This window comes from Priestia sp. VA7, from assembly GCF_055710015.1.
On the sequence record NZ_JBVQPN010000011.1, the window covers coordinates 20,147 to 46,061 of the forward strand.

At 32.0% G+C, this 25,915-nt stretch carries 35 protein-coding genes; 20 read left to right on the top strand and 15 right to left on the bottom strand.

Annotated elements, in window-relative coordinates; translation table 11 throughout:
- Both AC0C45_RS26805 and AC0C45_RS26810 read right to left on the bottom strand, forming a co-directional pair.
- A complete protein-coding gene (locus tag AC0C45_RS26805; RefSeq protein WP_034656228.1) occupies nucleotides 1-1,629 on the bottom strand; it encodes an ATP-binding protein in 1,629 nt (542 codons plus the stop codon).
- Nucleotides 1,630-1,752: 123 nt separating this feature from the next.
- Nucleotides 1,753-1,917 (bottom strand): aspartyl-phosphate phosphatase Spo0E family protein, encoded by a 165-nt coding sequence (locus AC0C45_RS26810; RefSeq protein WP_080743146.1) that lies wholly within the window; start codon nucleotides 1,915-1,917, stop codon nucleotides 1,753-1,755.
- 508 nt (nucleotides 1,918-2,425) lie between these two features.
- Between AC0C45_RS26810 and AC0C45_RS26815 the strand changes: the two genes are divergently transcribed.
- Together AC0C45_RS26815 and spxA are read left to right on the top strand one after the other, a co-directional pair.
- On the top strand, nucleotides 2,426-3,313 hold the full coding sequence (locus AC0C45_RS26815; RefSeq protein ID WP_034656339.1) for an Rpn family recombination-promoting nuclease/putative transposase: 888 nt from the start codon (nucleotides 2,426-2,428) through the stop codon (nucleotides 3,311-3,313).
- Between the two features lie 417 nt (nucleotides 3,314-3,730).
- A complete protein-coding gene (gene spxA / locus AC0C45_RS26820; RefSeq protein ID WP_034656338.1) occupies nucleotides 3,731-4,132 on the top strand; it encodes a transcriptional regulator SpxA in 402 nt (133 codons plus the stop codon).
- A gap of 179 nt (nucleotides 4,133-4,311) precedes the next feature.
- Here the strand turns inward: spxA and AC0C45_RS26825 are convergent, their stop codons facing one another.
- Nucleotides 4,312-4,488: a DUF8096 family protein gene (locus AC0C45_RS26825; protein WP_098113993.1), complete on the bottom strand. Its 177-nt coding sequence runs from the start codon at nucleotides 4,486-4,488 to the stop codon at nucleotides 4,312-4,314.
- Between the two features lie 639 nt (nucleotides 4,489-5,127).
- On the opposite strand from AC0C45_RS26825, the gene AC0C45_RS26830 reads away from it, so the two are divergent.
- The 4 genes from AC0C45_RS26830 (at nucleotide 5,128) to AC0C45_RS26845 (ending at nucleotide 7,686) form a co-directional block, all read left to right on the top strand.
- Complete coding sequence (locus AC0C45_RS26830; protein WP_050690765.1) at nucleotides 5,128-5,343, top strand: hypothetical protein; 216 nt, start codon at nucleotides 5,128-5,130, stop codon at nucleotides 5,341-5,343.
- 177 nt (nucleotides 5,344-5,520) lie between these two features.
- Complete coding sequence (locus tag AC0C45_RS26835) at nucleotides 5,521-6,423, top strand: S8 family peptidase (protein ID WP_472929104.1); 903 nt, start codon at nucleotides 5,521-5,523, stop codon at nucleotides 6,421-6,423.
- Nucleotides 6,424-6,472: 49 nt separating this feature from the next.
- Nucleotides 6,473-7,351, top strand: a complete 879-nt coding sequence (locus AC0C45_RS26840) for an SAR2788 family putative toxin (RefSeq protein WP_050690766.1) — start codon at nucleotides 6,473-6,475, stop codon at nucleotides 7,349-7,351.
- Nucleotides 7,352-7,368: 17 nt separating this feature from the next.
- Nucleotides 7,369-7,686: a hypothetical protein gene (locus AC0C45_RS26845; protein ID WP_182528085.1), complete on the top strand. Its 318-nt coding sequence runs from the start codon at nucleotides 7,369-7,371 to the stop codon at nucleotides 7,684-7,686.
- A 226-nt stretch (nucleotides 7,687-7,912) separates the two neighbouring features.
- Here AC0C45_RS26845 and AC0C45_RS26850 read toward each other — a convergent pair whose 3' ends face one another.
- The 4 genes from AC0C45_RS26850 to AC0C45_RS26865 form a co-directional block, all read right to left on the bottom strand.
- Complete coding sequence (locus tag AC0C45_RS26850; RefSeq protein ID WP_252282100.1) at nucleotides 7,913-8,419, bottom strand: MepB family protein; 507 nt, start codon at nucleotides 8,417-8,419, stop codon at nucleotides 7,913-7,915.
- A gap of 168 nt (nucleotides 8,420-8,587) precedes the next feature.
- Nucleotides 8,588-9,055: a hypothetical protein gene (locus AC0C45_RS26855; RefSeq protein WP_252282099.1), complete on the bottom strand. Its 468-nt coding sequence runs from the start codon at nucleotides 9,053-9,055 to the stop codon at nucleotides 8,588-8,590.
- A gap of 70 nt (nucleotides 9,056-9,125) precedes the next feature.
- A complete protein-coding gene (locus AC0C45_RS26860) occupies nucleotides 9,126-9,461 on the bottom strand; it encodes a YolD-like family protein (RefSeq protein ID WP_257064859.1) in 336 nt (111 codons plus the stop codon).
- Between the two features lie 13 nt (nucleotides 9,462-9,474).
- Entirely contained in the window at nucleotides 9,475-10,164 is a 690-nt protein-coding gene (locus AC0C45_RS26865; RefSeq protein ID WP_257064862.1) for a DinB/UmuC family translesion DNA polymerase, read from the bottom strand.
- 59 nt (nucleotides 10,165-10,223) lie between these two features.
- On the opposite strand from AC0C45_RS26865, the gene AC0C45_RS26870 reads away from it, so the two are divergent.
- Genes AC0C45_RS26870 through AC0C45_RS26880 form a run of 3 tightly spaced genes read left to right on the top strand, consistent with a single transcriptional unit; the run spans nucleotide 10,224 to nucleotide 11,739 of the window.
- On the top strand, nucleotides 10,224-10,538 hold the full coding sequence (locus tag AC0C45_RS26870; protein ID WP_257064865.1) for a hypothetical protein: 315 nt from the start codon (nucleotides 10,224-10,226) through the stop codon (nucleotides 10,536-10,538).
- A 20-nt stretch (nucleotides 10,539-10,558) separates the two neighbouring features.
- Nucleotides 10,559-11,116, top strand: coding sequence for a hypothetical protein (locus AC0C45_RS26875; RefSeq protein WP_207372594.1), 558 nt, complete (start codon nucleotides 10,559-10,561; stop codon nucleotides 11,114-11,116).
- 20 nt (nucleotides 11,117-11,136) lie between these two features.
- On the top strand, nucleotides 11,137-11,739 hold the full coding sequence (locus AC0C45_RS26880) for a DUF4304 domain-containing protein (RefSeq protein WP_257064868.1): 603 nt from the start codon (nucleotides 11,137-11,139) through the stop codon (nucleotides 11,737-11,739).
- A gap of 105 nt (nucleotides 11,740-11,844) precedes the next feature.
- On the opposite strand, the gene AC0C45_RS26885 is transcribed toward AC0C45_RS26880, so the two are convergent.
- Nucleotides 11,845-12,456, bottom strand: coding sequence for a hypothetical protein (locus AC0C45_RS26885; RefSeq protein WP_257064870.1), 612 nt, complete (start codon nucleotides 12,454-12,456; stop codon nucleotides 11,845-11,847).
- A 172-nt stretch (nucleotides 12,457-12,628) separates the two neighbouring features.
- Between AC0C45_RS26885 and AC0C45_RS26890 the strand changes: the two genes are divergently transcribed.
- The 4 genes from AC0C45_RS26890 to AC0C45_RS26905 all read left to right on the top strand — a co-directional run bounded on the left by AC0C45_RS26890 (nucleotide 12,629) and on the right by AC0C45_RS26905 (nucleotide 14,454).
- Nucleotides 12,629-13,045, top strand: a complete 417-nt coding sequence (locus AC0C45_RS26890) for a hypothetical protein (RefSeq protein ID WP_257064872.1) — start codon at nucleotides 12,629-12,631, stop codon at nucleotides 13,043-13,045.
- 35 nt (nucleotides 13,046-13,080) lie between these two features.
- Complete coding sequence (locus AC0C45_RS26895) at nucleotides 13,081-13,602, top strand: GrpB family protein (RefSeq protein ID WP_280169293.1); 522 nt, start codon at nucleotides 13,081-13,083, stop codon at nucleotides 13,600-13,602.
- Entirely contained in the window at nucleotides 13,599-14,009 is a 411-nt protein-coding gene (locus AC0C45_RS26900) for a GNAT family N-acetyltransferase (protein ID WP_257064874.1), read from the top strand. The genes AC0C45_RS26895 and AC0C45_RS26900 overlap by 4 nt, the downstream gene beginning before the upstream one ends.
- A 103-nt stretch (nucleotides 14,010-14,112) precedes the next feature.
- Nucleotides 14,113-14,454 carry an inorganic diphosphatase gene (locus AC0C45_RS26905; protein ID WP_257064876.1) on the top strand — a complete coding sequence of 114 codons (342 nt, stop codon included), beginning with the start codon at nucleotides 14,113-14,115 and terminating at the stop codon, nucleotides 14,452-14,454.
- Between the two features lie 611 nt (nucleotides 14,455-15,065).
- Here AC0C45_RS26905 and AC0C45_RS26910 read toward each other — a convergent pair.
- The 4 genes from AC0C45_RS26910 to AC0C45_RS26925 form a co-directional block, all read right to left on the bottom strand.
- Nucleotides 15,066-15,812, bottom strand: coding sequence for a hypothetical protein (locus AC0C45_RS26910; protein ID WP_280169295.1), 747 nt, complete (start codon nucleotides 15,810-15,812; stop codon nucleotides 15,066-15,068).
- A 290-nt stretch (nucleotides 15,813-16,102) separates the two neighbouring features.
- Nucleotides 16,103-16,612: a GNAT family N-acetyltransferase gene (locus AC0C45_RS26915; RefSeq protein WP_074898662.1), complete on the bottom strand. Its 510-nt coding sequence runs from the start codon at nucleotides 16,610-16,612 to the stop codon at nucleotides 16,103-16,105.
- 182 nt (nucleotides 16,613-16,794) lie between these two features.
- Nucleotides 16,795-17,325 carry a GNAT family N-acetyltransferase gene (locus AC0C45_RS26920; protein WP_074898661.1) on the bottom strand — a complete coding sequence of 177 codons (531 nt, stop codon included), beginning with the start codon at nucleotides 17,323-17,325 and terminating at the stop codon, nucleotides 16,795-16,797.
- Between the two features lie 222 nt (nucleotides 17,326-17,547).
- Entirely contained in the window at nucleotides 17,548-17,964 is a 417-nt protein-coding gene (locus AC0C45_RS26925) for a carboxymuconolactone decarboxylase family protein (RefSeq protein ID WP_237894182.1), read from the bottom strand.
- 400 nt (nucleotides 17,965-18,364) lie between these two features.
- Between AC0C45_RS26925 and AC0C45_RS26930 the strand changes: the two genes are divergently transcribed.
- The 4 genes from AC0C45_RS26930 (at nucleotide 18,365) to AC0C45_RS26945 (ending at nucleotide 21,884) form a co-directional block, all read left to right on the top strand.
- Nucleotides 18,365-19,576, top strand: a complete 1,212-nt coding sequence (locus tag AC0C45_RS26930; RefSeq protein WP_237894183.1) for a macrolide family glycosyltransferase — start codon at nucleotides 18,365-18,367, stop codon at nucleotides 19,574-19,576.
- Nucleotides 19,577-19,832: 256 nt separating this feature from the next.
- On the top strand, nucleotides 19,833-20,156 hold the full coding sequence (locus AC0C45_RS26935) for a hypothetical protein (RefSeq protein ID WP_237894184.1): 324 nt from the start codon (nucleotides 19,833-19,835) through the stop codon (nucleotides 20,154-20,156).
- Between the two features lie 245 nt (nucleotides 20,157-20,401).
- The gene (locus AC0C45_RS26940; protein WP_237894185.1) at nucleotides 20,402-20,815 is read left to right on the top strand and encodes a YjdF family protein; all 414 of its coding nucleotides are present in this window, start codon (nucleotides 20,402-20,404) and stop codon (nucleotides 20,813-20,815) included.
- Nucleotides 20,816-20,981: 166 nt separating this feature from the next.
- The gene (locus tag AC0C45_RS26945) at nucleotides 20,982-21,884 is read left to right on the top strand and encodes a DUF2268 domain-containing putative Zn-dependent protease (protein ID WP_280169296.1); all 903 of its coding nucleotides are present in this window, start codon (nucleotides 20,982-20,984) and stop codon (nucleotides 21,882-21,884) included.
- Between the two features lie 105 nt (nucleotides 21,885-21,989).
- On the opposite strand, the gene AC0C45_RS26950 is transcribed toward AC0C45_RS26945, so the two are convergent.
- The 3 genes from AC0C45_RS26950 to AC0C45_RS26960 form a co-directional block, all read right to left on the bottom strand.
- Nucleotides 21,990-22,727 carry an MBL fold metallo-hydrolase gene (locus AC0C45_RS26950; protein WP_472929105.1) on the bottom strand — a complete coding sequence of 246 codons (738 nt, stop codon included), beginning with the start codon at nucleotides 22,725-22,727 and terminating at the stop codon, nucleotides 21,990-21,992.
- A gap of 185 nt (nucleotides 22,728-22,912) precedes the next feature.
- Nucleotides 22,913-23,665 carry an alpha/beta fold hydrolase gene (locus AC0C45_RS26955; protein WP_237894187.1) on the bottom strand — a complete coding sequence of 251 codons (753 nt, stop codon included), beginning with the start codon at nucleotides 23,663-23,665 and terminating at the stop codon, nucleotides 22,913-22,915.
- A gap of 146 nt (nucleotides 23,666-23,811) precedes the next feature.
- On the bottom strand, nucleotides 23,812-24,150 hold the full coding sequence (locus AC0C45_RS26960) for a hypothetical protein (protein WP_237894188.1): 339 nt from the start codon (nucleotides 24,148-24,150) through the stop codon (nucleotides 23,812-23,814).
- Between the two features lie 216 nt (nucleotides 24,151-24,366).
- On the opposite strand from AC0C45_RS26960, the gene AC0C45_RS26965 reads away from it, so the two are divergent.
- The 3 genes from AC0C45_RS26965 to AC0C45_RS26975 all read left to right on the top strand — a co-directional run bounded on the left by AC0C45_RS26965 (nucleotide 24,367) and on the right by AC0C45_RS26975 (nucleotide 25,648).
- A complete protein-coding gene (locus AC0C45_RS26965; protein ID WP_237894189.1) occupies nucleotides 24,367-24,660 on the top strand; it encodes a hypothetical protein in 294 nt (97 codons plus the stop codon).
- Nucleotides 24,661-24,817: 157 nt separating this feature from the next.
- Nucleotides 24,818-25,225, top strand: coding sequence for a GNAT family N-acetyltransferase (locus tag AC0C45_RS26970; protein ID WP_237894190.1), 408 nt, complete (start codon nucleotides 24,818-24,820; stop codon nucleotides 25,223-25,225).
- 270 nt (nucleotides 25,226-25,495) lie between these two features.
- The gene (locus AC0C45_RS26975) at nucleotides 25,496-25,648 is read left to right on the top strand and encodes a hypothetical protein (protein ID WP_237894191.1); all 153 of its coding nucleotides are present in this window, start codon (nucleotides 25,496-25,498) and stop codon (nucleotides 25,646-25,648) included.
- Nucleotides 25,649-25,915: the final 267 nt, after the last annotated feature.

The following is a 25,915-nucleotide window of genomic DNA, read 5'->3' on the forward strand; positions in this document are numbered from 1 at the left end:
TCATATACCTTCCTGTTGAGAGTAAGCTGGCAAATAAAGCGTAAAAGTTGAACCCTTATCTTTTATAGAGTTAACCCGAATTTTTCCTCCATGGGATTCAATAATTTGATAAGAAATATGTAAGCCAAGCCCTATTCCTCTTTCTTTTGTAGAAAAGAAGGGCTTAGATATGCTTTCTAACTCTTTTGCGGTCATTCCAACCCCATTATCTTGAACCACAATTTTTATTTGTTCTGTTTCTTCGTTAAAATCTAGAGATACTGTTATTTCTCCACCCTCTTGCATTGCATCGATAGCATTTTGAAGTAGATTAATCAGCACTTGTTTAATTTGTGATTCATCCACTTCAGTTTTTAACGAATTTTTCTTATTTTCATATTTAATTTCAATATTATGTAATAAAGCATGACTTTTTACAAGGGAAACTGTATTTTTTATTAATACATCAATATCACATGATTTTCGTTTAAATAACGTAGGCTTCCCTAGTGAAGCAAATTGATTAGTTAAATCTTTTATTCTTTCCAATTCTTTAGATATAATGTTCAAATATTTTTCTTGAGTATTGAGGTCTATATCTGGATTTTGTAAAAGTTGAATTAATCCAATAATAGCTGTTAGAGGATTTTTAATTTCATGTGCAAAGCCAGTTCCCAGTATCCCTAGGGTAGATAGCTTTTCCGATGCAATAACTTGCTCCTGTAGTTTATAAAATTCACTCATATCTCTAAATTGTAGAAAAGCCCCATTTAACTTTTGATAACTATCAAATAAAGGTAAGACATCTACCAGGCACCTTATTAAGTTTTCTTTATGTTCATTATCTATTTCAATTTCGATATTTTTAAGAGGTTTTTTAGTTTGGAGAACAGAGTCAATATATTTCTCAACTATCTCCACTTGTTTGTTTTCAAAATAACCTGTGAAATTCTCTTGGGCCTCAAATAAATTCTTTGCAGCCTCATTAAAATTTCTTATTTTCCCTTTTGTATCTGTAATCAAAATACCATCTTGAGTTGAATGCATAAGTATTTGATTCAATAAATCTAACTTGTAATTTTGTTCTTGGAGCTTTAATTCGCGTTCAATTGAATCAATAGCTGAAGATAAAAGCCCTAAATGTAAAGAGCTAGCATAATCAATAGTCGTCATTAATGAGATAGTACCACTTAATACTTGAGAAGGAGAAAAATAAAAAGGTGCAGAAAAACATGCTGCGCTATGTAGTACTTCTTGAAAATGGTTTTTACCAATAATCTCAACAGGTTTTTTTAACTGAAGGGCTAATGAAATAGAATTAGTTCCAACATCTCTCTCATCAAATCGTACCCCAGGTGTTATTCCTAGGCTATCAACCATTTGTTGAATAGTTTTATCTCCATACATGTCTAGGATAAATCCATTTTCATTAGAAACTACCACTAATGTAGGGATTCCTTTTGAATATTCTAAAATTTTCTCCATGAAATACCTTGTTACTTGGAGAATACTTTCATATTTAGAATTTTGTCGTTGTAATTCTTTTCTTATTAAACACACTTTGGGAATTGGTATATCTTTAGGGTTTAAATGATATAATGTTTCACATCTTTCATGTGATTGTATTATATACTTTTCTGTAGTTTCCAAAGCTGATGCCTCCCAAATTTATATATCCGAATACACTTCTTATAAAGTACAGTTTTAAACATTAATCGACTCTCTCACGAGATATTATATTACTTTATGACTAGTTTGATATCTAGCTATATATTAGTCAATGGAATTTATCATTTTTTGATAAATGAAAATTTTCTTATCGAGTTCTTGACTTATTTTAAGGATGTCTCCATCACAATATTCGTGATTGTCCTTTGCTAAGCTATAGATGATTTTTTGTAAAGTTTTAATCTCCTTTTCCAGCTGAGATAGGTTCATTGAGGTTCGTCATCCTCCAAGACAGTTTATTTTAACTACCTTATAATACCATTTATTAGAGAATTAATAATTAATTTTTTATATTAATATAAAACTAATTATTATTAAGAAACACTCTTCTTCAACCTTCTAATTAGCTAATAATTAAGAATAATTATCCTCAGCTTCTTCTGTAATCATTTAGCTTGCTTTGAATATTCATTACACTTAAATTTCACACATTTATTTGAAGAACCTGCTTCTTTCTTATTGTCTGTTAAAAGAAATATAATTCTGGGGAGAGTGTATTTTTTTATTTATATCGGTATAAACATAAAGTGCATATAGTTATTTGATTTATGTAAATTCAACTACCTTTATAGCTTTAGTAACCCTTAAGCTGTTTCAATTAAGGTGCTGAATGCTTTTTTTTTTAAAATCATCTTCATGATGAATGAAACACATTCTGAAGAAGAAAAAGTACAACTCATGTTATACTAAGAGAAAAGAACAACTGATGGAGGATATAATGACAAAACGATTAGACCTACGTGTCGATTTTGCCTTTAAATCTCTTTTTGGAACGCATGGAAATGAATCTATTTTAACTGCATTTTTAAATGCAGCTCTACGTTTACCAGAAGAAAAGAAAATTAAGACGGTTTATCTATTAGACCCGCATTTTAATAAAGAAAATCAGGAAGATAAACGCTCTATTCTTGATGTTCACGCTCGATTAGAAGATGGAACTCGTATAAACATTGAAATTCAACTTAATAATAAACATGATATGGAAAAAAGAACACTTTACTATTGGTCTAAGATGTATAGTAGTCAAATGAAGGAAGGCATGGACTATGGGGAGCTGTGTCAAACTATTACCATTAACATTGTCAACTTCCGTTATTTATCTCATATCAATCATTATCATTCAGTGTTTCAATTGTATGAGCGCGAAGAAAAGTTGTTACTAACGGATATGTTAGAAATTCATTTTATGGAACTTCCTAAATTACTTATTAAATGGCGTAAAAAAGAAGTTGATCCAAGGGAAGATCAATTAGTACGTTGGTTATTGTTACTTGAAGCATCGGAAGATGAAGAAATCACTCAAGTACTGGAGGAGATTGCGATGCAAGAAGATCAAGTATTGAAAAAAGCAATAGATGAATGGGAACGTGTCAGTCAAGATCCTGAAGTCTTACTCGCTTATGAAGCAAGAAGAAAGGCTTTATTAGATGAAAAATCTGCTTTAAGAAGAGCTGAGAACCTTGGAGAGAAAAGAGGAAGAGAAGAAGGCAGAAAAGAAACCATTAAAACAATGGCTCTTGGCATGATTCAAAAAGGGATAGACAATAAAACGATAAGTGACCTTACAGGGCTATCACAAGAAGAAATTAATAACCTTCGACATTAATAAAATGAAGAAAAAAAGATTACCTTATCATCTAATAGGTAATCTTTTTTCTATCTTCATATTTTACAACATATGATTTTCTTATCTTTAAATGTGAACAGAATCTTTAATATGAGGTAGGGGCTATATATATTCCTCATCAAGATTAGTCATGTGTCATCCAGCGTATCAAAATGCAGTAGCAGATGGATATGTGATGGCTTCATTTGCTGTCATTAGCATTAAAACAAAGATATATTAACCAGATAGGTTATGCTATAATAGTGATGGGAATAATACGTGAATCATCTAATGCATTCAACGTAGCAAAGAGCCACTTGTAGTATACAAGTGGCTTTTACTTATTAGAAATCTATATACTTTTATTTGCATTGATTAATAAAGATAGAAAAAATACATACAGATGAGGTGTGAAAAATGATTCATCTATATACGACAACCAGCTGCGTTTCTTGCCGAAAAGCAAAGGCTTGGCTTGAGGAACATCAAATTGATTATATTGAGAGAAATCTATCGTATGAACCTATTACAGAAGATGAAATTAAAAATATTCTTAGTATGACAGAAAAGGGTACAGATGAAATTATTTCTACAAGGTCAAAGATCCCTCAAAATTTAAATATAGAGATAGATGCACTGTCGTTACAGGGTCTGTATGATTTGATAAAGAACCATCCTTTTATACTTAAACGACCTATTATTATACAAGATCGTAAAATAATGCAAATCGGATATAAGGAAGAAGAGATAAGAGCTTTTATTCCTCGGAAACTTCGTACTTTCACGATGACAGAACAGGAAGTAATAGGTAATCATTAGAGGGTAATAGAAGAACGATCAACGGCTGCCTTGACTTCTAAAGTAGATTGTAATAAAAGACATCAGCAGTGTAATAAGGTATATATTTCAGATTCTAAAAAATGAGTAAATACAACAACATTTACATAAAAAGGAGAAGAGTAAAAACCCTTCTCCTTTTACTATATAATCCTCTATACTTAGATACTCTTCTTCATGCTGCATTCCCGACATTCGCGTAAAAAAACGCCACCTTTTACAGAACTTTTGAAGTAAGATGAATTGCAGTTGTCGCATCTGCCACTGACCTTATCCGGAAATTCAGCATAGTCATACACTTTATCAAGATCGATTTCTTGCTCTTTTATTTCTTCCAGGTTGATCACTCTTTTCTATTTGTCTCTCTTTAGACTAATACAATTATATCCTTTCTCTAGATCAATAGAACAACTAATCATGTATTTTGTTAGGAACCCTTTTTTTACTGGGTTGATAAAAGTGTTATATTAACAAGTAAACAAACAATAAATTTCATAATTTAACATTTTACGGAAAAAACAATTGATCTTTTTATAATAAATGTTGATATAATCTACCCTTACTGCAGTAAGGGAGGAGTAGGGAGTGATTTAAGGTGTGCTTGGATTATAGATGCTATGGGTTGTCCTCGTCACTTAATCTTTATCTTTCAATTATTTTACCTATAACTAAATAGGCAGATAGTTGGCAGTTTTAAAAATATATTATGACAAAACCTGTGTTAATTTTGCCAATTAAAGATATGACTGACAAGACTATCTCTAAAGAGTCCGAGAAGTGTCCAGCCATTAAAACAACTGCTAATTCTCTAAAACAAAAGATTAATAATAAACGTAATGATGTTCCTATTTCAGCAAATAAAGTTATTAAAACTTTTTCAAAAGCAAACTTCATTGCTCATTGGTACAGAAATATTTGCTGACTTAACAAGCTGCTATTATACAGAAGCTTAAACGATTCAAGAATTGTGGAAAGTTGTGAAGCAATGCAACCAAGTAGTAAACTATGCTACTTCTGAAAGAGCATTTACTCCACAACAAGAACTGAACATTGGTGTTAGAGCATTTAAAGAGCTTGTGATAAAGGTAAAAGATAACACAAAAATGCAAAACAAGTTTGGCTATTTTAACGGTATTGTAAATAACCTTATGGATGAGCCCTACTTTGACTATGAATTGTTAGACACCTTTTAATAGTGATTTATTATTCATAGTAGATATTTTTTGATATCCACACCTTTTTTAAATTCTTACTTTACATAAAAGTCCTACCACAATATAATACAATAGTATTGGTTAATGAAGGTATTTTTAGTTTTTTTATCCAAATGATAGTTTTTTTATCCTATGAAATAAGTAAGAGGTACTTGTATGTTACAAAGGTTATTATTATCGTTTTTAATTCTATTTTTATTAGTAAGTTGTGACAACCAATCTATTGAAGTTTCGTTCTCTCAAACTGATTGCAAAAAAAACTGGTCTTTATGTCCCCTATTTCCTAATAATACTAGAATCTCTATGCCTACTGAGCCCGTGAAAGTAGCCATATTAGATAGTGGCATTGACAATTCTCACCCTTTATTAAAAGAAAAAATAGTAAAGTCTTTTGATGCTAGACGAGAGACTAATATCACTAAAGATAAGTTTGGTCATGGAACAGCTATAGCTGGAATAATTGGAGGTTCTTCTAATAAACAGACCATCCAAGGCATTTCTCCAAATGTTGAAATATACGATGTCAAAGTACTTAACGATAAAGGAGGTGGTGAAATTAAAGATGTTGTTAACGGTATTGAGTGGAGTATAAAACAGAATGTAGATATTCTTAACCTTAGTTTTGGATTTCAGAAAGATGATCCAACTCTGAAGCAGGCTATTGATTATGCAGTTGATAATAATATTATAGTAGTTGCTGCTGCAGGCAACACTTTAGGTTTTTCTGCCGACTATCCTGCTAAATATAATAATGTTATTTCTGTATCATCTGTTAACAAACAAATGGAGAGAGATAAATTTGCAGCGAAAGGAAAGATAGATTTTGTTGCTCCTGGGGTAGATATCCCTGTTTTAACTCCAACCAAAAAAATTATCACCGTTAGTGGAACCTCCTTTTCAGCTGCATATGTATCCGGAATTATAGCTAATATTCTAGCTAAAAAACCGAACGTTCAAAATTTTGATGCTGTATTAACAGAGTTAAAAACGTCTTCTAAGGATTTAGGAGAAAAAGGACTAGATAACGAATATGGTAATGGTTTAGTACAGTTTAAATAAAGCTAATACCAGAGTTATTTAGAATATACTAATAAGGGGAATACTTTAAATGAAATATGTATTAAGTCTTTTGGCTGCTGTTTTTATTTTTTCGAATGCAGGTCCATACTACGCCTCAGCTATCTCAGAGGTCAATAAATCAGAGGAAAAGAATGAAGAACTAACTCCAATTGACAACGAAGAGTTACAAACAGAAACTGAAGATATGTTTGGAGAAACTTTAGAGGATAGTAATGTTGAAATAGAAAGTACAGTCGTTGATGAAACTGAAATTATTGAAACAACAATAGAAACAGATGATTTATCTGCACAAGGAGAACTAGAACTAGATTTAGAAAGCAATGAGATGATGGTTTCTGCCGAGCTAGAAAATGAATCTGGTGAGCTAGTTCAGCAAAATTTTGAAGTTTTCCTAAGTGAAGTTAACGGAGAAGATTTTGTTGCTACTTTAAGAGATATTGAAACTGGTGAAGAATATAAGGTTGATACTACAGAGGTCCAAGCTTCTTGGTATCCTTTAATTTTAATCGCTATACAAGTGGCTAGATTTGGTATAAACTACGCTATAAAGAAACACGGTAAATCAATTGTAAGTAAAGCAGTATCTAAGTATGGTAAAAAAGCTACTACTAAAGATTTGAAAAAATTAAAATTCTCTAATAGTAGTTTATTAGATTCACATTATAAAGATCATAAAGCTGAATTTGGTAACATTTCTAAATCTCAGTATTTAACAAGAGCGCAATCTCTTGCTGGCGTTGATGCTAAACATGTATTGACAAAGAAGCGCTCTAATGGAGATATACTAAAGTATAATACTAATACCAATGAGCTATTAGTTCTTACAAAAAATGATGTAATAAAAACTTTCTTTAAACCTAAACACCCTAACAAGGCTAAAGGTAGAGAATATTTCAATAGACAATAATATGGAGGCTGAGAGTATTGAAATATGTTTGTCCAGTTTGTGGATATAAAAATCTAGAGGAAGCTGCTTATGATGAATCTGGTCTAGCATCGTTTGAAATTTGTATTTGCTGCGGTTTTCAATTTGGCGATGATGACGATGTAGAGATAGAAGAAGGAGTTTTCATGGATATCCCTGAAACCCATAGACTTCATAGAAAAAAATGGATTCAGAAAGGTGCTCCTGTATTTAATACTAAATACTATCCAAAAGAGCTCCAGTCTAATGGTCAGGTAAAAGAGCAATACTTAACAGAACAATTAAATAACATCAAGGTTGATTATAAAAATTTCTAATAAATAAAAAAACCTTTCCTTACTTTTTTACAAGTAGGGAGAGGTTTTTTATTTAAGTATACAAAAATAGCTCTTTAATTAAATGTTCTTCTTCATTAATAAAATTAAATAAATCTTCAGGGAATCAACAAACTGAATGAATCCTGTCCCTGCTATTCATTGTCCTTGCTTATAATATGTAAGGTGTACTCGTTTATTCATATGTAAGGCTTCAATCGTTGTCACTCTAGGAATATAGCTCCAACAATTTTTGGCGAGGCAAATTATTCGGACCATTCGTTTCAACAAAATATTCTAATTGCCATTTTTGTGTTTCAATAGCTTGTTTGCTAGTTGGTTTATCCCATATAGGATACACTCTAATTGCCATTTTACCTTTTGTGGAAGCTGTTTTAAGGATTTTTTGTTTTAAAAGAACTTCTTTTGGAAAAACGAATTGTCCAAATCTATTTGTACGAGTGAAGGTATTAATAACTAATAAATCGGTAGCCTTTCCATATGAAAAGGCTTGGTTTTTATGATTCTCATCTTTTTCCCAAAAGGATACAAACTGCCCTACCTTACTCGGTGTAGTTTTCCCCACCCTAAATCGTACAGATTTTGAATTCAACTGGAATATACCAGCACCATAATCTGAATTCTGAGCTTCTTCTCGAATAGCTTTTATAATGAAGTGATTTGGTTCATAAAAGTTCTCATTTACATATGTTAACGCCTCAAAAAATTCATTCATTATTTTTACCCCTTATATTTACAATCCTAAGCTTTATTAAAATTGATTGCTTGCTGCTGTTTTCCCCCGAAGTTAATCACTCTTTTCTTATGGCCTCTTATTAGATTAATCTACATAAGAGCGAACAAATGTTAGAACTTAATCATCCCATTTATCTCCATCGGTAATTCATTTATCATTTTGCAGATCATAGCACGTATCATAATCATGAAAACTAAAATAGGCAAGTAACGTAATACTTTTTCCGTCTGCCTTATTCCAACACTCCACAAACCATTCTACAATAGCTTTTGTTTCAGCTTCCGATATTTCTTGATCAGCTTTTTCATAGAACTCCCAAAATTCATCTTCTTTATCATCAGGTATGCTATAAGATTCAATCTCCTCAAGTAAGTCGTAACTACCTGAAAAAATAATACTGTCATTTCCTTCATAAAAGACTTCGTTTGCATCTTTGTCCATAGAAAACATTCTAAGGGTAATTTCGAATGATTGAACGAAAGCTGTATAGTCTAATAAATCAATTTCTTTGTAATAATTGAACTTACATGTTTCTTTTATACGCTCAATTAGTGCATCAGAATGTTGTTGAAGACCTTCTTTCAATGAGTTAATATGATTTTCTATTGTAAACAAATGTCTCCAGTCCCTATTTTCATTTCTTTTTTAGTATGTAATCTAAATGTCTAGCTTGTTTATCTTATCTTTACACAAAGCGAACATCAATTAATTCACTTAGCCTCATTTTATTCTTTAACTTAAATACGTCATCAATGAAAACAAATAGTTCCCCTAGGGAATCAACAAACTGAATGAACCCTATCTCTGTTATGCATTGGCCTTGCTTATAATATGTAAGATAAACTTGTCTATTTGTATGTAAGGCTTCAATTAAGGTGAAATTAATCTGTTCCATTTGCTCTTCTGTTAAAACAGGTTGAGCTACTTCTGCTTGCTTATTTATCATTTCCTGTAACCCTATGTATTGCTCTGGCATTGTAGCAAAAGGGCGCCATTTTTTCATTCCTCTATAGTGGTCCATGTTATCTCCTCCTTTAGGCTTTGTGACCACCAATAAGGCCGTTTCGGTAACGAGCTGTTGAGTGATCCAGATAGCTTGAAGCCCGTAGAACACTATTCTTCCCATAACGCAGCCGAATTTCATCAATCGTTTTGGCAAGAGCATAGGCTCTTTCTCGCTGATCGATATCCTCAAATAAGCTCATTTGCTCCTCTTCTTCAATGCTTGTGTTTGATAAGGAGATCCCAATGGAGCGAATCGGCATTCCATTATCATATGTATGTAAGATGGTTAAGCAATAAGGAAAAATATCTTGGCTTAAGTTTGAAGCTCTTCCCATTTTCTTTTGTCTTGAGAAGCCTCCACCTGTTTGTTTGCTGTAGCCAATCGATAAATGGATCGTTTGAGCCACCACTTGATGCATGCGTAAACGAAAGCAAACATCGTCCAATAGCTCCAACAGCAATAATTCCACTTCTTTTCGGCTTGTATAATCCCGAAAGAGAATCTGACTTTTCCCAAAGGAACGGGAACTAGGAATGTACACATCCGAAATACGACTAAAATCAATGCCATTTGCATGTTGGTGAAGTTCCTCTCCCATAATGCCAAATTCTTTTTGTAACATCTCTTTAGAAGAAAGAGCGAGTTCTTTTATGGTATAGATGCCTAAACGGTTTAAGCGTCTTTCTGTAGCTGACGAGATCCTCCAGAAATCCTTCATTGGATGAATCGACCATAACTTAAAGGGAATATCCTCATATCGCCAATAAGCAACTCCTGTTGGGCTGTGCTTCGCTTCATATTGAGATGTACGGTAAAGAAGATCGGTATCTTGATTTTAAAGAAATTGAAGAGTCATTACATGATGCTCTATTTCACACAAATAATAACTGGGGAAGTTATTTGTATCTGAGAAAAATTAGAGATTACTATTTGACTGACGTAGAATTTGATCGAGACGAAATTGATAAATTTATAAAGGATTTAGAGAATATAAAAATATTTATCCCTGGAGATTATCATCCAGCATTGAGCGAATTAATAAGAATATTGAGTAATCATGAAATCCAAAAAATATCTATAGTAGGAGACTAAAAGAAAATTGGAGGTAATCTATGAAAAACTGGGAACTGAAAGATACTGATCAGTTGGAAAAAGAGTCTGATTGGAATGCAGCAAGGGATAAGTTATATCATAATTGGAAAGAAAATCCCCAGGACTTAAAGGTTTTTCTCAAACTTAGCTTTTTGTGTTGGTATTTAGTTGTAGAATGGGGCGTAGAAAACACGAGTAAAGTACAAGAAAGTGACTATGATGACTATGAAGAATTGCTGCAGGAACTTTATCATTATGGAATCATCCATTTTAAAGAAGATGCATTTTTTAATGCCGTTTTTGGTTTTATGATTGAGTTGTTTCCAGAATACTTTGGAGAAGATTATGATAAAACGAAAGAGTTCGGTGACTCAATGATTAATAAATCCTTCAATTTGAACAAAGAAGATCCATTTATAGAACTTATTTACCTTTCCGGACGAACTCCATCCAGAAATCCGGCTTATAGTAACGCAGTAGAAAAGCATTTTACCACTGTTAAGAACAGCCTCAAAGGAACGGGTGTTTTTCAAGAATATTTTAGCTACATGCTGCTACCTAATGGAAATCAACTTTAGCATCTAATCGAGGAGAAATTATGAAGCCAAAAGACTTACTTAATTTTTATATTAAAACTGATCTCCTTCCTCTCTTAGAGCCTTTGGGCTTCAAATATGCCAAAAGCACACCTAAATTCTCTAGAAAGACAGGGCATTTCAGTTTAAGTTTATCTTTTTGTATTAGTCAGTATAGCTCCCAAGATGAATGCATTTTTTGGACTATGTGGGATGTATCGTCAAATGAATATGGGAAATGGTATGAGCAAACTTGGGGTACTCAGTTAGCTAAAGCTAATAGTGTAGTTGTTGCCAGCGCAGATTGGAACATTCCTAATTGGTTAGAAGGTAATGAAGAACATTTTACACTTTACAATAAAAAGTCAGATAAAAAAGAGTTTAGTAAATTTGTTCAAAATGTAATAAATATAGGTATTCCTCATTATGAAAAGATTATAGATTGGAATACAGCAGCTGAGATGGCTTTGAATGAGGAAGATGTATTTTATGAAAGAGTATGTGATTTTTATCTAATGGCTAATGAGAAAAAGAAAGCGAAAGATGTTCTCACATATGGTTTCGCACGAGCCACCGATGAAAATTATGAAGATTTAAAGCAAAGAATGGACAAATATTTTAAATAAAATGGAGATCAGAGAAAAGGAACGCCGATCATAGAGTGTTCCTTTTTTTGTATCAATAACGCACATTATGTGAACTAAAGTTGTAGAGCTTATAAAATATAAGGATCACTCTTCATATTCAACCTCAGTCCCTTTAGTATTCTCGGGAAAGGAGCTAATAATTGAATGAGTTGAAGAAAATAGATTGTCATTAGATAGCGAAATAACAGATGCTCCATCGTAAAAAATCCAAAACATTGTGCAATCTTTTCGTAATGTAATAATAGGCATTTGAACTTTTCTTCTTCCAAATAAGGTTTTCATATCTCGTTTTTCAAAGCTAAATAAATCTTCTGAAAGAGACCAAGCAGCAAAGCAATTCATACTTCCTTGGCTATACAAAAAAGGCATAACGACTTCAAATTGTGTATAATCTTTAATTTTAGCTTTAATAAAAGTCTCTCTGTCTACTTTTAGCTTTAAATATTCAATATTAGCAGATGAAAATATATCACCTATTTCTTCTGCATCATAGCTTATATATGTAAAAAGTGTATATATAGGAAACTTGTTTAACTCTTTCATCCAGTTATTAAAAAAGGTTTCTATATCTACATCATGACCTTCATACTCTATAATGTAAGATGCATCACCATCTATTCCAAAGGGAAACAAACCACCGCCTGAGGGAATATCACTTATGTAGCTTTTGGAAAGGAACCCTACTTCAATATCCATTATATATTCTCCTTCAATACCTAAAGTATATTTTAGGTACAATTATAGTCGATATGTAAATAAGTTCCTATAAACAGTGTTATGTTAGCTAAAGTTGCTTAGCAATATAGGAGTTTTCTTTTAGCTGAAGAAACAAGAGTTTATGTAATGGTGGCTACAAGGAGGCAAATAAATGAACAGAACACAAGAACAGCTAATTGTTAAGGCTTTTTTTGAAAAACGAATACAAGAAAGAGTCCTACTTGAATTGGCTTCTCCAAAGAAGCGTTTAGATGCTCTAAGCCGACTTTGTCATAACTATACTACTACTCTAAGAAAGAAATACCTAATTGAACTTCCAAAAGCTAACTTTAATAAAGAAGATTTAGAAACCTTATTGAGGAGATATGGACCTATTCAGCAGTGTTATGTGATTTCTTGGGATGAAGATATAGATGGCAAAGAGATGCCATTATCATCTGCTCTGGAACATATAGTAGGTCTTGGTATGCCTTCAATCATTTCCTGTATTCCAGGAAAGCTTGCATATTTTGAGTCCGAGCAGGGGTATGGTGCACCACCTAGATATGTCTTAAGTAGAAATGTTTAAGCAATTTATCTTTCTGGTACCAAGGAGGAATTATAATGTTAGGACTCGAACGTGGTCTAGTAAAACTTGAACCTTACAATGATAAATGGAGTAAGTTATTTGACGAAGAAAGGGAATTGTTATCTTCTCGAATAAAGGAACTTATTATCGCCATTGAACATGTGGGAAGTACGTCTATTGAGGGCCTCTTTGCTAAACCAATTATTGATATTGCAATTGGTGTTAGCTCTTTGGATGTAATTATAGAATTAAAAGAAAAAGTAAAGGACCTTGGGTATGTTGAAGTGCCAGTAAGTATAGATGGTAAACATGTTTTTGCAAGATACAAGGAAAAGAAAATCACTCATTTTTTACATGTAATGATATATAACCAGAGTCTATGGATAGATCAAATTTCCTTTAGAGATTATCTACGATCAGATCCTGATGCAAAGATAGAGTATATAAAAATAAAAGAAGAACTTGCAAATAAATATCCGAATGATGTTGTTTCATACACAAATGAAAAAAAGAAGTTTGTGGACAACATATTAAAAAGGGCAAAAGAATTGGGATGAAAGAAATTAATTCTATTAGGATTGATCCAACAATCAAAAGATTATTATCTTATGCGACTTCAGAAGAGAAGATTGATGAAGAATATAATAAATACATTTGTTCGCCAAACCGAAAATTATATAGTGGTGGAGTTAATGGAGAAATAATTAGTTGTATAGGAGTTGAAATTCATAATTCCAGAGATGGTGTAATAAAACATATTGCTGTTTTGCCAAAAGAGAGAGGAAGTGGAATGGGAAGCAGTATGATTAGATTTATCTGTAAGGAACATAATCTAAATTCGATTTCGGCTGAGACTGATAAAGATGCAGTATTGTTTTATGCTAACTTTGGTTTTCGCATAACTAGCTTGGGTGAAAAGTATCCTGGAGTGGAACGCTTTTTATGTGAGCTTGACTTGAGATGAATTCTTTAAGGTGACTTAGTGCCAGTAATGTCTGTTATGGTAACTTATAAATAATGATAGTAGTAAAACTAGGCATAATAATTTTTAAAAGGAGAGATCCTTCTTGTTAGAAAATTATCTTGGTAAAGAGGTAGTTGTAAAAGTAGACAGACCTTTAGGGTCAAAGCATCCAACGTATAATTATATTTATCCTTTGAATTATGGTTACATCCCTGGAACGAAGGCTGCCGATGGCGAAGAGGTTGATGCTTATATTTTAGGGGAAGCTCATTCTTTAGACCAATATAAAGGCATTGTAATAGGGATAGTACACAGAAAAAACGATATAGAAGATAAGCTTATTGTATCTAATAAAAGCTTTTCTTTAGAAGAGATTCAACAAGCCTTACACTTTCAGGAGCAGTACTTTAATACCGAAATTATTATGAACGGAGGCTTCTTATAAAGAGTCTTTTTTTATTAATACCGATAAAATTATATAAGTAAACAAGAACTTATTTTTGTTCTTTTTATTGTTTTATCATTTACACTTAGTGACTGTACAAATACAAGAAAAGCCCTCAAAATTAATTGAGGGCTTTTCTTACATGTGTGGTTGATCATAGCTGCATTTAATAGTTGATAAAAGTGAAATATATACATGTACATATATAAAATATAGTATTAGGTTATAATTTGTCCAGTCAAAAGGTAAGCAAAATAAAAAGCTACCTCATTTTTGTCATAGGAGTGAGGTTGCTTTTTAGGATTCACACTCGTTGAAGAATGAATGCCATAACCATTAAATTATATAATAATTTTCCATTTTATTTATATTTTTCTTAATGTTGCATATGAATAAAAGGTGCGCTTTTTATTCATCATTTTTTTATTTATCCTCAAGTTCATCGTTGATTTATCAAGGATGTATAAAAAGCTGCATACTCTGTAAAAAGTGGCTGTTTTGAAACCCTTGTCTCTCAAGGGTTTTTTTTGGTGGTGTGTTCCGGAAAGAGTGATTATGTCAACAAAGGATGTATAGGGTATACAAGTTAAAAACCATAGGATGGTTTATTACTAACTGAAATATCTATAGAATGTTTCATCAGGTACACCAGGAAATTTTGGTTGATAACCTCTCATAACACACATCGAACATTCGGTGTTGAAATAACTAGTTGTATTAGGATCAAGGAAGCCTGCACGATGTAGCCAAGCATGTATCATAGAACCTAAAACAAAACCAATTCCTAGATTAGGGTTATCTACCAAGCTTGGATCAATAATAAAGGATAAAGGTACCCTGGTTTGAGTAAAAGCCGTTAAAGCAAAGACAATAGAATCACCAATGAGTGGACTAGCGAAGATTCTTGCCTGTGGGGAGCGACGAAATCCATTGTCACGGATAAGTTGAGTAAATTGATCCATAGCAATGTTTGTAGCTGTTAATCCATTAGAAATAGAGGGCCCTATATACCAAGTTGGCCGTAAATTTTTAGTGGCATATACATTAGTACAAGCTGCTAACCCAGAAATCCCATTATTAGCACCTCCATTCCATTTCTGAGTAAGATGAAGTGACCAATTAAATAATACAAGTGCAATGGAATCTTTAATTTCTTGTTCTTGTGCTAGGGTAAACCGATTATCAAGATCAAAATAAATAAAGGATGGTAAGTTTGTAACTCCTGGAGGTTGAGGGACAGGGATTGCTGTTTCCCTGAATGTAGTAGGGTAAAGAGGTATTACGAAGTTTGTTTTCAACACATCTTGGAGAATCAGTTCCATGATGATTAATGTTCGTTCAATATTGTTAAAAGCCAATCTTATTTTCTCCTTTCATAAAAGGTGCTTGTACTAGTAGAATATGCAGTTAAATGAAAAGAGTTTGGACATGTTCTGATATAGGAAAATCCGTTGGAATCATTGTTTCCAACGGATTTTATTTCCGATAAATGGTTTTATGTCAACTAAAGATTTATATTTTATATAGCTTAAAACGAAAAAAAGCCACTGATAAGTTGGTGGCTTTTTTGATCTATTCTTATAAAGAACAGACCACGTTGACTTTAATAGTTTGCTCTAGAAGTTATATAATATACATTACTTTAGGTTCATCTGTTCCACTCTGAAGCTAATATACCCATGAAATATGTATCTACATATTTCCCTTCCACATAGGCGTGATTTCTTAATATACCTTCTGTAACAAAACCAATTTTTTTATATAATGCAATAGCCTGTTCGTTTAATCCCCTTGTTGTTAAATAGATTTTATTTAAACGAAGCTGTTTAAACCCTAAATCAATCATTTGCTCCATCGCTATTTGACCATACCCTTGACCTCTAGCTGCGGAAGATAAAAGAATGCCGATACTAGCTCTTCCATGTGCATAATCTATATCTTTTAGGAATACCCATCCAACCAATACTTGTTCATTGGTTTCAATCCCTAAAATTAAATCGTCATTCATTCTTTTCTTTTCTACTTCCTGTACTACCTCTTCATAAGTTAAAGGTGTCCTACCTACCATTCGCATTGCCTGTTCATCATTTAACCATTTATGTAAATGTTGAATATGGGGCGTTTCAAATGGGATAAGATATATTTCTTTTGTACTCATTTATTTATCTACTCCTTCTGCTCTCAACCAGCGAATTTTTTAAAATGTTAATAACAAGCTATACATCCTGCCATACTTCATCTCGTAAATATTACTGACAAAAGTAGAACTGTATTTCTACTCACGATGTAATTAAAGGTGAATGTTGGTAAAATAGGTAAATGTATAATTGAATTAAGCCATTAATCTGTTTTTAATTTGGAATATACATTAAGATCTATAAACTTTCCTTTTGACTTCTCTACTTGCCTAAGTGTTCCTTCAAATGTAAAATTCAATCGACGTAAAGTTTTAATCGAATTAGTATTTAAAGGCTCTACTTTTGCTTCAACACGGTTTATGTCCAAATCTAAAAAAGCATAATTTAATAAACTGTTAATAACTTCAGACGCATATCCTCTTCCCCATACTGCCTTTGAAAGCTCGTATCCGACTTCAACTTTTGAATGCTCGAAGTCTAACATGTTATAGCCACATGATCCAATAATTTCATTTGTTTCTAATTCAATAATAGTAAAGCGAATAGCTTTTTTTTCAGAGGCTAGTTTATTTAAGAAGTTAATCATATCTCTTGCTTGTTCTACCTCGGTAAAATTGTTAATATTCATGTACTTAGTAACATGAGGGTCAGACCAAATTTTAAATAAATTAGATGCATCGGATTCGTGCATCTTTCTTAGATGTAACCTTTTTGTATATAGCTCCGAAATCAATAAAGGTTCCTCCTTATATTTTACTAACAAGAATAATATCTAAAGGTATTTATTGTGGAATTTTAATAAAGCTCAGAATTCTATTTATTTAAAGCATGCCTTTCCTCTAACTCTAAGAGCAAAATTATCGTTATTAAATGGATATAATAAAGATGATGTAAACTCTACCTATTTTTACTCCTATTGATTCAGGTAAAACCCTTAATCTACTTGATCATATGCTTACTTCTTATTTGGCTTTAAAGCCAATAAGGCTCCAAAATATTGTGAAGCTGTAGTAAAGCTGATAAATGCACATAACTCACTAATTTCACGATCTGTGAACGTTTCCTTCAACACGTGAAAAAAGGATTCGTTTATTTCCTCTCTTTGTTTTAGAAAAACTTCTGCAAAACCTACAGCAAGAGACGTTTTTTCATCAAATAAATCATGGTTAGGCTTTCCTTTTGCTTTACAATATTCGCATCCATTTTTTTGAGCTAATGTTCTTCTAACTTGCTCTTTCAAGGAAGCTGAGAGGCTGTTATCCCCTTCTAAAACTTCTCCTAGATTGTTCCAAGCGCTCAATACATTTGTATTATGGCCTAATAGCTGCTGAAAAGGAGTACTTCCATTACCGGATAAAGAAATATTTGTCATAATATTGATCCCCCCTTATTATTTTTCATCCCTTATTCTAAAATTTTTCAGTTCCTTTGAGAATTTAATTTGAATTAAATAACATTGAAATAAGATGCAAATAGAATCCAAAATCATTATTTACATTACAGATGTAATGTAAATAAATTATATATATTTAAAAGCTATCTTTATCGGCATATTTAATCACACTAAACCGAAAGTTGATGTATAGAGAATTTCATAATCGGTAAAATGAAAACTCAACAGCCCCTTGTGGCTTTGGGGAGGCCTTTTTGTATATGTTCTTGAAACGCTGGTTATGTGAACTAAGAATATATAGGATATTAAATATTATGGTATAATAAGTAATTATATTAATATTTTGGTATTTTATATGATGAAAAAAGGAGGTATTTTAATGGGAAAGGTATTATTCTTTAATTTTCCTGGAGAAGGCCATGTTAATCCCACTATTGCACTCGTAGAAGAGCTAGTGAAAAAGGGAGAAGACGTGGTCTATTACTGTGTAGAAGAATATAAAAACAAAATTGAAAAAACAGGTGCTTTATTTCGACCTTATGAAAATTTTGTACGTAACATAGATCCAATGAAAAGGATGACGGAAAAAATAGATCCTCTCGAAATGTTGCTATTTATGGGACGGTCAATGGATAAGATTATAGAGGATGTTTTAAACGAAATAAGCGAAGAGAAATACGACTATGTTATTTATGATAATAATTTCGCCGCAGGATGGATTATTGCTGATGTACTGGGAATACCTAAAATATCTTCTTGTACAACATTTGCCATTAATGAGGATATCTTTTCAACTCTTATAAAGAGCAGAGGAGAAATGGATAAAACCTCCCCAAGGTATCGAGAAATTGAAGAAATATCGACAAAATGGAAACATAAATATGGAGTAATTCTCAGTGATAGACAAAACTTGATGTCTTGTCCTGGGGATATCACGATTGTATTTACCTCTAAATTATATCAACCCTATGCTGATAAATTTGATGAGTCTTTCATCTTTGTTGGTCCTTCTATTGCGCCACGGAAAGATGTAGAAACTCTTCCTTTAAAAAGTATCCCTAGTAATAAGCTCATCTTTATTTCAATGGGAACGGTATTTAATCAGCAACCTGAGTTATATACTACCTGTTTTAAAGCATTCCAAGAAAGTCAAGCTACAGTTGTATTATCAGTAGGAAAACAGACTGATATTCGCCAGTTTAAAGATATTCCACCTAATTTCATCGTGCGTAATTATGTACCCCAATTAGAAATACTACAACAAGCAGATGTTTTTATTACTCATGGTGGAATGAATAGTTCGAGTGAAGGGCTTTATTTTGGCGTTCCTCTCGTTGTTATCCCTGTTATGGGAGATCAACCAATAGTAGCTAATCGAATTGAAGAATTAGGAGCTGGTTTACAACTTAATCGTCAAGAACTAGATGCTATTACATTACGAAATACAACCGAACAAGTACTAGCAAACTCTTCATTTAAAGAAAAAAGCTTGGTAATTGGAAAATCTTTAAGGGATTCTGGAGGATACAAAAAGGCAGTAGAAGCTATTTTAAAATTTAAAGAGGATGCTAAAATAGAGGATTTTATTTAATCTTATCTAATTTTTAACCTTAACCTTTAAGTCAGGAAATAAAAAATTAATGAGGATGGAAAAGAAGTCTCAATGGGAGACTTCTTTTTACTACCTCCTAGAAAATCTATTATGGTAACTAAGGTTATATATATGTAATAAAAATTGAGCTCAAAACCTACGTACATACAGAACATATTTGATACATTTAAAATCGTTGTGAAAAATATTGAAGATGTTATTACAGTAATACCAAGATAGGAGAGTTTGAACAGTAATGAAGTACGATGAATACGAAATGCTTGAGTTATTTGAAGATGAACCTTTAGTCATGATTGATGAACAGACTGGTATATTTACATATAGGAAGATTGATGATTATGGATTTAAGTTATCACTTACTATTTCGGTACATGAAAGTCAGTGTAGTGTAAGCTTAAGTTATAAGCACTTTAAAGGGTTAATCTTTAATTTTGAATTAGAAGATATTAACCAAATTAAAGGTGAGAATAATCGCTTAACGATTCTTGGAAATGATGGTAACAAGGAAGTAGAAATTAGTTTCAAACCACATTTTTCGTTAAAAACTGTAAGGTTTTAGTTTTAATTAAACCTTTGCTGCCGAAAATACGTTTTACGTTAACTAAAGGGGCATATGATATATATTTTAAGTAGCGTTTTAAAGGAAACTATTTATACTGAATGTTTCATGTTAAAATTTGTATGTGGAATGTAAAAACACACTTCGGTTGGTAGTCCGGAGGCATTAATATGTATTAATGTCAGTGACCTTCCCCTCCTCGGGATGTCCATCATTTCATAGTATGTTTAGAGGAGGGAATCGTTATGTCACTAACGATTTACCATGATGGCCAGTTTTGGGTAGGAATTATTGAAGTTGTAGAAGGTGGTAAGTTAAAAGCATTTCGTTATGTATTTGGAGCAGAACCTAAAGATAAAGAGATATTAGACTTTATTTATTACAGACTTCTAGACATTATCAATCAATCGGTTCATTCAGGTCTTGATGTAAGAAGGAAATCCGATAAAAAGATAAATCCTAAACGTTTACAACGCCAAGTAGCAAAAGAAAGAAATAAAGTTGGTGTGTCGACTAAAGCTGAAGAAGCCATAAAACAAGAATATGAAGAAAAGAAAAAAAGCAAAAAAAAGAGAGCTAAACAATATCGTGAAGAACTGAAGGAACAAAAATACCTAATGAAGAAACAAAAAGCAAAGGCCAAGCACAAAGGTAAATAGAGAACAAATAAAGAGCCTTATTATTTAAGGCTCTTTATTTGTTATTTTCTAGAAGTCACATTATGTTAATTAGATTCGTATAATAACCTTTGACTCTGACGTTACGTCATACTTTACACTATCAGTAAGAGCATAGATAGATACGTGAGAGGGAGGTAATAAGTTTATGAAGATTCCTTATGAAGTAGTGGATACACTAAAGCAATACGAGAAATTACAAATGATTTCTAATATAGATAGGAAAAAGGATTACTTTCGTTACACAATGATGGAGCCCTTTAAACCGATGTGGAATTTGATAAATGTCCCTTTAAAAGCAAGAGAAGAAAATGGGTATGATGTAATTATGGCCTCAAAAATGCTTGGCTACGCAGATTTATCTAACGATAGTCAGATTGATGAAGCGTTAAATCTTTTAAAAAAACATGAAATTTCTAGCGTAGTACATAATACCATGAAAAATTGTATAGACAAAATAGAAGAGAACAATTTAAAGATAAATGCAGAAGAAATAAAAGTAGGTTTATATGTTGCAGATCCAATAAAGCTACATCTTCATAAAGGATATTCTGGATTTGGTGGGATACCAGGGTATATTACGATAACCGTCTATCCAAATAGCTATAATATCCCTAGACTTCCGGCTGTTATTGCTCATGAGTTTCATCATAATATTCGTTTTTCTTATTTTGATTGGGATCATGGAAACGTCACAGTAGGTGATTATTTAGTAATAGAGGGTTTAGCTGAATCTTTTGCAAAAGAATTATATGGTGTAGAGCAGCTAGGCCCTTGGGTGACGAGTATGGACAAGGAAGACCTAGAGTACTCTATTTATGTAATCGGAGAAGCTTTAAACACAAAAGGTTTTGCTGAAGTTAGCAGTTATATGTTTGGTGATGAAATTGCTAAACAGGAAGGATATCAACCAGTAGGCTTATCCTTTTGTGCTGGATATGCTGTGGGTTATGAAGTTGTTCAAGCGTTTTTAAAAAATGCTAGTAGTAATATTTATGAAGCATCGTTTCTTTCTACAAAAGAGATTATAGAAGGTTCTGGTCTATTCTAAAAAAGAAATATTTGATTATAATATTTCTTTTTTTTATTCCGATAAGCTATACCATGTAGACTGGTCCTAGATATAGAACCGGTCTACATAGGAATTTATTAGCACTTATGCTAATGGTTCGTTCAATATTTTTAAAATATGTGGCCTTGGGTCCCCTTTAAAAACTCCTCCATGGTAGCAAATTACTGTATCGATATCATAGTCTAAGAACTTTTTTAAAGATTCTGTAGCTGTTTTGATATCAAGAGTAGTCTGTTTAACTGGTCCATGAAGTCGATTATTGATTATCACCATAGCATCTCCAGCAACTAGTGTTTTTGAGTGTTTCAAATATAAACTAATATGGCCTGGGGAATGTCCAGGAGTATAGATAACTTCAATTCCCCCACAGTAAGGAAGTTCTTGTTTATTTTCTAATAATTCATCTACCTTAACTTTTGGGGAATTTTCATATAAATGTTTAACTTCTTTCGGAAGGGATGCTAATTCTTCTTTACTCATCCGGCTAGTATCGGTTTTTATGAGTGGCAAATCTCCTTCAATATAGGGTTTATCATCCTCATGTGCATATACTATAATCTGATTATTTGATTCCTTTAAAAGTTCAGGAACGCTCCCTATATGGTCAATATCCTGGTGTGTTAAAATAATCGCCTTGAGTGTATCAAAACGAACATCAGCTTTAGCTATGGCTTCTTTTATTTGATTTAACTGTCCAGGTACTCCAGTATCAATCAAAATGGACATCTTATTATCCCAAACTAACGTAGGGTTTAATACAATCTGGTTACCAAGAGCTTCAATTTTTAATTCTATAACTTCTACTCCACTAGCTACCTTCAAATTCTTCCCCCATTTCTTTTATATAAATACCAACCCTATTCTGTATTTTATTGAAAAAAGATTTAAATACCAGTCTGGAAAAAAATACAAAAATGTGGTATTATAGAGGTAGGAAATGAATGGTTTTTTTTAAAATAATAAGTTTTAAATAGATATTTTGAAGAGTAATATGAAAAACCCTGTATTTAAAAATACAGGGTTTTTGCTTCTTGCAATGCATCTTTTATAATCTCGATAATAATCTGAGGTTGATCAACATGAAGTAGATGTCCTGCATCTTTAACAATAATATGATTACTCTTCGTTGATAAACGTGTTAAATCTCGTTGAAATAGATTCCATGCAGCAAAAGATTCCTTTGTGTGATAAGACTGGAGGCCAGCACTCACAACTGTAAGAGGTACATCTCCTAATGATTTAACCTCGCTTATCTGCTCAAAGCTTTTTTCAATGTCATCTATAGAACCTTCGACTGAAAACTGATTAAAATAAATAGACCTCATTTCTTCAGTGAATAGTGGCGGCATAATTTTGTTTTGATCTTCATGGCAGGAATCTAAAAGAATAATTCCTGCTATTTCTTCAGGATATTTACTAGCATATAATCTTACATTTGCTCCTCCAAGTGAATGACCTACAAGTACGTATGGTGGTTTAATGTTGGCGTTTTGTAAGAGCATATGTAAATTCTCAATGGACTGTTTACTATCTTTGATTCTACCATCTTGTTCACTTTCTCCTAAACCTGCTCTATCGTAAATGAAAAACTGTGCGAATTCTGAAATTCCCTCTTTTATTGGTCCCCAGTAATCAGAAGTACATCCATATCCAGATTCAAATACAATAGTTACGTTTTCATTTTGCTTTTCAAAGAATTCGTAATAAAGTTTAATACCATCAATCTCTTGCATAGTTTTTGATTTAATAACTTCTTTCATGCAATAACCTCCAAATATATCCATATCATCTTTAAGTATATAAGATAAATGCAAGAATAAGAGATAATTTTTATTTAAAAATTCCTATAAGATACATTATGATAACTAAGATTTTATAAGGTATGTACAGTCTTTATTAGGATTAATTACAACAAGAATCGATTGTGTAGATATCTTATAATTAGCAATCCTATATAAACAATAAGAACTGAAAAGAAAAAGGGAGTGTTATGGAAATAAATGCTGCTGGTTTTTTCCAACATGTTAAAGCTGATGGTGAACTTATGGGGATAATCCACTGCATAATCTTCGTAAGTAATCATTAAATCTTGTTGAGCAAATGGAAAAGGATAACCAAACATTGCTACGCTTAGCTCTTCACGTTCATCAATAGTAACTGGCATGAGGATCGAAATAAGAACTAAAAATACGCTTACAAACAAGAGATACAGCCATATAAATAGTCTATCTAGTAACTCACTCATTATTTTTGACCCCCTATCACCTTTGGCAGTTCCTTATAAAATGATATATAGGATCATTAAATTCTATTCATGTGTTTTGCTTCTGATAATTGTGAGTATGTTAACTAGCTTTGTATATCGTCTACAATAATAAATCTAAACCATTCATAACCTTTATTGTTACTCTAATTACCATTATTATAAAATTATAGTAATTAAAAAGAGAGGAATGGTAAAATGCCATTTGTAGTAGGTTATGGAATTGCAATCATAGGAGCGATGATAGCTTATCAACTAAGCAAGGGAAAAACGAAAAAACGAAAATATATTGTGTGGGGAATAGCGCTAATGTTGGCTATTGCACCATTTTTATCTTTTGCAATTGGTTTAACATACGCAGTTATTGCAGAAAACGGATGGGCAGCCTTAATAATGTGGTATATCTTTCCCGTAATTTTCTTAATAGGACTTATAGTGTTATTGATTGGTATTTTCAAGAAAAAAGAACAAAGAAAAGAAGCAGATCTTTAATTAAAGGTCTGCTTTTTATTTCTACCGATAAAGTACATTATGGTAACTTAGATTGAGTTTATCATAATTATACAATAAAACAGCAAATAACTCAGAATTTATTGTATAATTATAAAATATTTTAGATAAATAAACAAAAAAAGGAGAAAAATTGCCAATGGATGTGGAATTTAAAGCTTCATTACCTAAAAAAGAAGATTTTATTGAACTTCATCGAACTACAGGTTGGAATGCTCAAGGTTTATATACAGATGATCAGCTTTTCCAAGCAATAAGTAATAGTTGGTATGCAGTTTCTGTATATTCTAATGATCAGCTTATAGCATTTGGAAGAATTATATCGGATGGTATTTATCAAACCCTTATATGCGATGTAATTGTTCATCCTATATATCAAAAGCAAGGATTAGGAAAGATGGTAGTAGAAAAGCTTTTAGACAAGTGTAAAGCAGAAGATATTAAATGGGTACAGTTATTTTCTGCTAAAGGTAAACAAGACTTTTATAAGAAAGTTGGTTTTAAAGAAAGAGAACTTGAAGCGCCAGGTATGTCTATTTTTCTTTAATCATCAGATAGATTAATTTGAAAGCTCTTTTAAATAAAAAGAGCTTTTTTATTGTGTACAGATAACGGTGATTATGTAATTAAAGGATTTTTAAAACTTTTAGTGTAGTATATAGGGAAAAAACATAATAAGAAGGGATTACAGTTGTTTAAATAAGTTAAAAAGTAGTCAATATGATAGTTGAGTTGGGCGCCTTTTATGGGAAAAATCGCAACTAAAGAATATACTGATGTTATTTGTTGACCAATTGGCCAAAGGAGGAGCTGTCACATGAGTAAAATCAGAGTTTACACCTTGGTGGATGGTAGTGAGCGAACCATTAAAATAAGGAAAAAGATAACGTTAAGAGAAGAGATGAATACCTTAGGGATAAGAGAGTCAGATATATTACATATAAAATTGGTTATACAGGATAGGAAATAATAGATTAAATATATTGGGTGAAATAGTTAACCTTTAATAAGTAAATATTAACTTATTTTATAAATATTAATTGTTTTATCATTTACACTTCTTGACGACAAATTGTGGGTTTTTCTACAAGATAGGTAAATGATATAACTATTTTTTAATAAAATACGTTAAGTATTACTTCTATTAATAACGTTAAATTAAATTTACTTATAAATCTACATCCCTTTTAATCTCGTATCATTTTCTATAAAATTATACGATTTATATATAGAGAGA